This window comes from Comamonas sp. JNW (assembly GCF_003105075.1).
Classification (GTDB): Bacteria; Pseudomonadota; Gammaproteobacteria; order Burkholderiales; family Burkholderiaceae_C; genus Comamonas; species Comamonas squillarum.
In genome coordinates, this window is sequence record NZ_QETI01000015.1 from 120,758 (window position 1) to 128,308 (window position 7,551).

Consider the following 7,551-nt stretch of genomic DNA (forward strand, 5'->3'; position numbering starts at 1 on the left):
GGGGTTTTATACCTTGTTTGCCAGGGCCCGCAGGCGGGACCAGGGCAGAAGTCGTAATTGTTTGCGAAGCGCTGCCAGCTCGGCCTTGGGCGCTGACTCGCCGGTGGCATGCGCGTAGCGCTGGCGCTCCATGGCCTTGAGCCATTGGCCAAAGGCGGGTGCCACCTCGGGTGCCTGGGCGTGCAGCATGCGGGCCAGCGCGCGTGGCGTGGCCGCATGGCCCTGCGCAGCCTCGGGCAGGCCGGCCTGGCGCAGCCGTTTGCGCGCCAGGCCCAGCAGGGCCAGCCAGGGGTCTGTGCGCCTGCGCTGGTACTGCAGGGCCAGCACCACGATGATGGCCGCCGCCAGCACCAGGCCACCCAGAATGCGCACCAGATCCATCCAGTTGGGGCTGGACAGGCCCAGCTTGCTGAGCATGTCCATTTGCTCGCGCTGGGTGTAGCTCAGCACCCACTGGTTCCAGCTGTTGTTGACCGCCTCCCAGACTGCGCGCATGCGCTGCAGCCCGTTGATGGTGGCGGCATTGCTGACACTGAACCCCATGAAGTTGGGGGTGTTGAGGCGCTGTGCAGCCCCGACACGGCCAGGGCTCACTGCGCCGGTTGGATCAAAGCGCACCCAGCCTTGTTCTTCGCCCAGCCACACTTCAGCCCAGGCATGGGCATCGGCCTGGCGCACGGTCCAGTAGCCGTCGACGCTGTTGGCTTCGCCCCCTTGGTAGCCGGTCACAATGCGCGCGGGCACGCCGGCGCTGCGCAGTGCAATCACAAAGGCGGCGGAAATATGCTCGCAAAAGCCTTCTTTGCGGTCGAACCAGAACTGGTCGGCCGCCTGGCCTGTGTAGACGCCCGGGTCCAGCGTATAGGTGTAGCCGCCGCTGCGCAGCTGCCCCAGCAGGCGCTGCACCAGTTGGGCGCTGCGGTCGGGGCGCTCGCCCACCTCGGCGCTCAGCTGCGCCACCCAGGCCTGGGTGCGCGGGTTGCTGCTCGCTGGCAGCCGGCGGTTGAAGGCCAGCTCGCGCTTGCCCGCCTGCATGCCAAACTGGTAGCGCGTGTGGCTCTCCACCGCGATGCGGGTCACCTCGGTGATGGGCCGGTTGCTGAGCCACTGCAGATCGCCGGTGCTGTAGGCGCGGCCGCGTGGCAGCACGGGCGCCTCTCGGGTCAGGTCCAAGGTCAGCAGCCAGGGCTTTTGGTGCGGCTCCAGGGTCAGCTCGTAGCGCAGTGCCTCGCCTTCGGTGCGGATGTCGGCAAACATCCGGTCGTCGGGATTGCGAAAGCTGGGCGTCGCGCGCCAGGTCGTGCCATCGAAATCGGACAGCACCGGCCCGCGCCAGTACAGCTGGTTGGCGGGGGGCGGCCGGTTTTGCGGTGTGTCGAACTTGACGCGAAACGCAATGCCCTCGTCCTGGGCCAGCGATGCCACCGAGCCCACGGTCATCTCATCAGACAGGCCGGTCTTGGCCGTCGGATTCTGGGGCACCCCCCAGAGCGGCGCCATGCGCGGGAAGAGCACAAACAGCGCCAGCGTGAGTGGCGCGCCAATGGCCACCATCTTGAGCGACAGGCCCGCTGCAAACTTGAGCGATGGTTGCCCCACGGGCATATGCGCATGGACTAGCGCGGTGAGCAAGCCCACCAGGCCCATGGCAATGGCCAAGGCTGTCAGCAGCGATTGCGAATGCAGGAAATTGGCAATCAGCGCAAAAAAGCCCAGGAAGAAAATGACCATCGCATCGCGCTTGGCACGCAGCTCCATGGTCTTGAGTGTCAGCAGCATGCTGACCAGCGTGACGCCGGCATCGGCGCCCAAGATGGTGCGGTAGCTGAACAAGGTCAGACCAACGACCAGCACCAGTAAGGCCAGCAGCTGCCAGCGGCCGGGCAGCGGTTTTTGCAAAAGCGCAATGCGGCCGCGCCAGGCGAGCAAGGCATAGGCGAGCGCCGAGGCCCACAGCGGCAAGGTGGCCGTCAGCGGCAGCAGTATCCAGCCCACAACGGCCAGCAAAAAGAGGGTGTCGCGCGCCTCGCGTGGCAGGCTGGACCAGCGGCTCGCGCCTGCGGTGTGGGCAGGGTTGAAAACAGAGGGCATCGTGCTGCTCCTAGGCCAGCGCCAGTGCGCGCAGGCAGGCCTGGCGGTGGGCGGGACCGCTGTCAGCGGCTTGCTCGGCATTGGCCGCTCCCAACCGCAGTCCGTAGCGCAGGCCTTGCTGGTCGGCCATCAGCACCCAGGCGGTCAGGCGCGAGAGCTGGGCCTCTCGCTCTGCCAGGCCGCAGTGGCTGGCATCGAGCCACAGGTCCTGCTGCGCCTGGTGCTGGTTGTCGCGCACGACGAAATGGCCATTGCCCGTGGCCAGCGAGGTCGCCGCTTTCTTCCAGACCACCAGCTTGAGCGGGTCGCCGCGCCGGTAGCTGCGCACGCCATCGAACTCCCCACTGCTGGCCCGCAGGCTGGTGCTGCTGCCGCTGCCGGCATCGGCCAGGCCCAAAGGCAAGGGGGGCGGGTGGGATTCGGGGCTGGGGTAGACCAGCGCTTTTTCAGTGGTTCTAAAGACGGTCCACATGCGAAAGACGCCGAGTGGAAAGCGGGTCTCGACCAGCACCGCAGGCAGGCTTTGGTAGCCACGCTGCTGGGCCTGCGTGCTCAGTTGCATGGGGGTGGTGGCTTGGGGCGGGGCGTCCACCAGGCTCAGTTCATGGCCTTGGTAGTGGCGTATGCCCAGTGCATAGCGGGCGCGCCGGCTGGGGTTGTCCAGGCGCAGATCCAGGCGCAGCGGCTGACCGGCAAATTGCGCCTCGGGGGCATGCAGCTCCAGCTGCAGACCCAGCAGATTGCGGTAGCCGATACCCACCGACACCAGCGCCGCGCCGGTGAGCATGAAGGTCAGCAAAAAGCCCAGGTTGAGCTGAAAGTTGATGCTGGTCACCAGCAGCACCAGCAAGGTGAGCGCCAGCATCCAACCGGCACGCGTGGGCAGCAGGTAGAGGTTGCGGCGGCTGATGGCATGGCGGCTGGCGCTGGGCAACTGGGCCAGCCACCACTGGCGCATGCGCTGGCCAAGCCGCTGAACAGGGCGGTTGCGGGGCTGCCCTGAAGCCGCTGGGGGCGCACTCACGCTACTGCAGCGCCACGCTGTCCATCATCGCGCGCACCTGCTCGACCGCGCTGCGCCCCGAGGTGCTGACCGGCACCAGCCGGTGTGCGGTGGTCTGCGGCAGGATCGCCTGCACATCATCGGGCGCCACATAGTCGCGGCCCTGGATCAAGGCCTGCGCCTTGGCGGCCCGGATGAGGCCAATGCCTGCGCGCGGGGACAGGCCTTGCACAAACCACTGGCCCGAGCGCGTGGCAGCGATCAGCGCCTGCACATAGTGGATCAGTGCATCGCTGGCGCGCACGCTGGTCACTTCCTGCTGCAGGAACTTCAGCTCGACGGCCGAAGTGAGCGCAGGCAACTGGTTGGCGATGTCGCGGTGGCCCTGGCCGGCCAGCAGCTGGAACTCTGCCGCCTGGTCGGGGTAGCCCAGCGAGATACGCATCAAAAAGCGGTCGAGCTGGCTCTCGGGCAGCGCATAGGTGCCCAGCTGGTCGAGCGGGTTCTGGGTGGCGATGACAAAGAAAGGCTGGGGCAGTGGGCGCGTGGCGCCTTCGACCGTGACCTGCTTTTCTTCCATCGCCTCCAGAAGCGCGCTTTGCGTCTTGGGGCTGGCGCGGTTGATCTCGTCGGCCAGCAAAACCTGGGTGAATACGGGGCCGGGATGAAACACAAAGGCCTGCTGCTCGCGCTCATAGACCGATACGCCGATCAAGTCGCTGGGCATCAGGTCTGCAGTGAATTGCACCCGCGCAAACTGCAGCCCCAAGGTGCGGGCCAGCGCATGCGACAGCGTGGTCTTGCCCACGCCCGGTACGTCTTCAATCAGCAGATGTCCTCCCGCCAGCAAACAAGTCAGACAATCCTGAACCTGCGCCGGTTTCCCCACAATCACCGTGTTAAGCTGAGTCAATAATTTTTGTATGGTGTGCTGTGTCTGCATACCAGCACAATAAACGACAAAGGCAGTTAAGGAGACGAAAACTGTGTCCAAGACAGGTTATTTCAGCCACCGTGACTGTTGGCTGCACGACATGGGGCCTGCCCACCCGGAATGCGCTGCACGCCTGGATGCGATTGAAGACCGCTTGCTGATCACTGGGGTGGGGGACGCGTTGGAGCGGCGCGACGCCCCCAAGGCCAGCATGTCCGATCTGGAACTGGGCCATGAGCGCCTGCATATCGCATCGATACGCGGCCTGTCCGAGATGGCGGCCGATAACCAGGCCATTGGCGGCCCCGCAACCTTGATGCTGGACACCGACACTGCCGTCAACGGTGCCACCTGGAATGCCGCATTGCGCGCCTGTGGCGCGGCTCTGGCTGCGACCGATGCCGTCATCAGCGGCGAGATGGAAAACGCCTTTTGCGCCGTGCGCCCGCCGGGCCACCATGCCACGCGCAAGCAGGCCATGGGCTTTTGTTTTTTCAACAATGTCGCGGTGGCTGCCAAGTATGCGCTGATGCGCCACCAGCTCAAGCGCGTGGCGATTGTCGACTTTGATGTGCACCACGGCAATGGCACCGAGGACATCTGCGCAGGCGACCCGCACATTCTGATGGTGGGCATATTCCAGCACCCCTTCTACCCGCATTCGGGCGACAAGGACCCGGCGGCCAATATGCTCAATGTGCCGGTGCCGGCATACACCAAGGGCATGGACATCCGCGAGATTGTCGAGACCTACTGGATCCCGCGCCTCGAAGAGTTCAAGCCCGAGATGGTCTTCATCAGCGCCGGCTTTGATGCCCACCGCGAAGACGACATGGGCCAGCTGGGCATGGTCGAGGCCGACTACGCCTGGATCACCCACCGCATCAAGGACATTGCACGGCGCTTTAGCAAAGGCCGCATCGTCTCCTGTCTGGAAGGCGGCTATGTGATGACGCCGCTGGCAGCCAGTGTGGAAGCCCACATCCGCGTGCTCGCCGATCTGTAAACACCTTTTGAGGACCCGGACCCATGACGGACTGCAACTTGCTTGTGCACAGCCGCGATGCGCGCGGTGTGGTGACCTTGTGCATGAATGATGCGGCGCGCTTCAATGCGCTGGGCGATGAGATGCTGGCGGCCTTGCGCGCCGCGCTGGCGGCGATTGCGCAGGATCCATCGGTGCGGCTGGTGGTGCTGGCCGCGCAGGGCCGGGCCTTTTGCGCGGGCCACAACCTCAAGGACATGGCGGCCCACCCGGACCGCGCCTGGTACCAGGACCTGTTCAACCGCTGCAGCCAGGTGATGATGGCGATCCAGAAGCTGCCGGTGCCCGTGATCGCGCGTGTGCAGGGCATGGCGACTGCAGCCGGCTGCCAGTTGGTGGCGCAGTGTGACCTGGCCGTTGCCAGCAGCGAGGCGAGCTTTGCCACCAGCGGCATCCAGTACGGCCTGTTCTGCGCCACGCCCAGCGTGCCCCTGGTGCGCAACATGCCCATCAAGCAGGCGATGGAGATGCTGCTGACGGGCGAATTCATCAGCGCCGAGCAGGCGCTGGCCCAGGGCCTGGTCAACCGGGTGGCCGCGCCCGAGCAGCTCGATGCCGAGCTGGAAAAGCTGGTCGCGGCCATTGTCAGCAAACCCGCTGCGGCCGTGCGCATGGGCAAGGCCCTCGTCTACCAGCAGCGCGAGCTGGGCATCGAAGCGGCCTACCAGGTGGCGAGCCAGTGCATGGCCTCCAACATGATGGACAGCAACGCGCAGGAAGGCGCGCAGGCCTTTGCGCAAAAGCGCAAGCCGGTCTGGTCCTGAATCCCGTGCGCATCCGGCAGGGCCAAGTCCGTCTAGGATGTCGGCCGGTCCTACAAACGCCAGCGCGCCATCGGTGATAGGGTACGAAACCAGCATATGCTCGCGCCTATGCTTTTTTTTGACTCTATGAGACCGGCGCATGGATATCTTTGATCGTTTACTACAGGACTTTGAACAGGCCAGCACCTGGCAGGAGCTGGCTGTTCTCGTGATTTGCCTGGGCCTGGCCTGGTTGCTCACGCGCAGCTTTTACCGCCACCGCGACGATGGCAAGCCTTCAGTCTGGTTTGGCAAGACGGCCTGGGGCGGGGCGCTGTTTCCGCTGATGGCATTGCTGATGACGGCCGCTGCCCGCATGGTGGTGGAGCATTACCAGCCGGTGTTTTTGCTGCGGCTGGCGGTGCAGATTTTGCTGTCGCTGGCGGTGATTCGCCTGGTGGCCCGGGTGCTGGCCAAGACCTTTCCCAACTCCACCGTGGTGCGCCTGATTGAGCGGATCTTCTCGTGGCTGGCCTGGGGCGTGGCGGTGCTGGGGATTCTGGGTGTGCTGCCGCAGGTGATGGCGCAACTCGACGCTGTGCAGTTCGCCTTTGGCAAGACGTCGATCTCGGTACTGGAGCTGTTCCAGGGGGCGATATCGGTGGGCATGGTGATGCTGGTGGTACTGTGGATTTCGACCACCTTCGAGCAACGCGTGATCGACGACATGGTCAAGGACCTGTCGATGCGCAAGATGGCCGTCAATCTCACACGCATGCTGCTGATCACGGTCGGCCTGCTGGTGGCGCTGTCACTGGTCGGGGTCGATCTGACGGCGCTGTCGGTGCTGGGCGGTGCCTTCGGGGTCGGCCTGGGCTTTGGCATGCAGAAGATCGCCTCCAACTATGTCAGCGGCTTTTTGGTGCTGATCGAGCGCGCCTTGCGCATTGGCGACAACGTGCGCGTTGACGGTTTTGAAGGCCGCATCACTGACATCCGCACGCGCTACACGGTGATTCGCGCATCCAACGGGCGCGAATCGATTGTCCCCAATGAGACCTTGATCACCCAGCGGGTGGAAAACCTCACCGATGCCGACCAGAAGTTCAATCTGACCACCCAGATTGTCGTGGGCGCAGACAGCGATGTCGCGCAGGTGCGCGAGGTCTTGAAGAGCGCAGCACTGGCGCAGGCCCGGGTGCTGGAAAAGCCCGAACCCTCGGTGTTTCTGGTGAATTTCGCGCCCGACGGGCTGGAGTTCAGCCTGAGCTTTTACATCAACGATCCGATGAACGGCCAGGCCAATGTGAAGTCGGCGGTCAATATCGCCGTGCTCGAGGGCCTGCGCGCTGCCAGCATCGAGATTCCGTTCCCGCAACGTGTTTTGCATATCCAGAACAATAGCGGCGGTGCAATACCTGCCAGCCAGGGCTGATGAACCGCCAACTTGTGCGGAAAATGGAGGCTGCTGCGCAGCGATGCGCCGATAATTGGTCGTTATGGCTCGTCTGGTCATAAAAAAGCACGACCGTGCTGTTTTTGTGCGATGATGGCCTGATCCATGCCCATGGCTGAGTGGCCGCGCCAACGCGCCGCCACTGGCGCAAACCTATTGAACAACTCAGGAGTCGAGGTTTATGAAAGTACTGGTACCCGTCAAACGCGTGGTGGACTACAACGTCAAGGTGCGCGTCAAGAGCGATGGCTCGGGAGTGGACATTGCGAATGTGAAGAT

6 protein-coding genes and 1 pseudogene are annotated in these 7,551 nt (G+C 64.3%); 4 read left to right on the top strand and 3 right to left on the bottom strand.

Annotation, left to right across the window (positions count from 1 at the left end; all coding sequences use genetic code 11):
* Positions 1-6 precede the first annotated feature (6 nt).
* From DCO45_RS19135 to DCO45_RS19145, 3 genes are all read right to left on the bottom strand, one after another.
* Positions 7-2,091 carry a DUF3488 and transglutaminase-like domain-containing protein gene (locus tag DCO45_RS19135; RefSeq protein WP_116927303.1) on the bottom strand — a complete coding sequence of 695 codons (2,085 nt, stop codon included), beginning with the start codon at positions 2,089-2,091 and terminating at the stop codon, positions 7-9.
* A gap of 10 nt (positions 2,092-2,101) precedes the next feature.
* Positions 2,102-3,049 carry a DUF58 domain-containing protein gene (locus DCO45_RS19140; protein ID WP_116927304.1) on the bottom strand — a complete coding sequence of 316 codons (948 nt, stop codon included), beginning with the start codon at positions 3,047-3,049 and terminating at the stop codon, positions 2,102-2,104.
* A gap of 67 nt (positions 3,050-3,116) precedes the next feature.
* Entirely contained in the window at positions 3,117-4,037 is a 921-nt protein-coding gene (locus DCO45_RS19145) for a MoxR family ATPase (protein ID WP_116927305.1), read from the bottom strand.
* A gap of 43 nt (positions 4,038-4,080) precedes the next feature.
* Here DCO45_RS19145 and DCO45_RS19150 point away from each other — a divergent pair, with 43 nt between their 5' ends.
* The 4 genes and pseudogenes from DCO45_RS19150 to DCO45_RS19165 form a co-directional block, all read left to right on the top strand.
* Positions 4,081-5,034, top strand: coding sequence for a histone deacetylase family protein (locus DCO45_RS19150; protein ID WP_232539566.1), 954 nt, complete (start codon positions 4,081-4,083; stop codon positions 5,032-5,034).
* A gap of 23 nt (positions 5,035-5,057) precedes the next feature.
* Complete coding sequence (locus DCO45_RS19155; RefSeq protein ID WP_116927307.1) at positions 5,058-5,837, top strand: enoyl-CoA hydratase; 780 nt, start codon at positions 5,058-5,060, stop codon at positions 5,835-5,837.
* 139 nt (positions 5,838-5,976) lie between these two features.
* Positions 5,977-7,251, top strand: coding sequence for a mechanosensitive ion channel domain-containing protein (locus DCO45_RS19160; RefSeq protein ID WP_116927308.1), 1,275 nt, complete (start codon positions 5,977-5,979; stop codon positions 7,249-7,251).
* 202 nt (positions 7,252-7,453) lie between these two features.
* A pseudogene (locus tag DCO45_RS19165) lies at positions 7,454-7,551 on the top strand (electron transfer flavoprotein subunit beta/FixA family protein); the annotation flags it as partial.

Coding starts and splice junctions, on each gene's coding strand:
- DCO45_RS19135 (WP_116927303.1), bottom strand. CDS start 2,091: ATGCCCTCTGTTTTCAACCCTGCCCACACCGCAGGCGCGAGCCGCTGG.
- DCO45_RS19140 (WP_116927304.1), bottom strand. CDS start 3,049: ATGCGCCAGTGGTGGCTGGCCCAGTTGCCCAGCGCCAGCCGCCATGCC.
- DCO45_RS19145 (WP_116927305.1), bottom strand. CDS start 4,037: ATGCAGACACAGCACACCATACAAAAATTATTGACTCAGCTTAACACG.
- DCO45_RS19155 (WP_116927307.1), top strand. CDS start 5,058: ATGACGGACTGCAACTTGCTTGTGCACAGCCGCGATGCGCGCGGTGTG.
- DCO45_RS19160 (WP_116927308.1), top strand. CDS start 5,977: ATGGATATCTTTGATCGTTTACTACAGGACTTTGAACAGGCCAGCACC.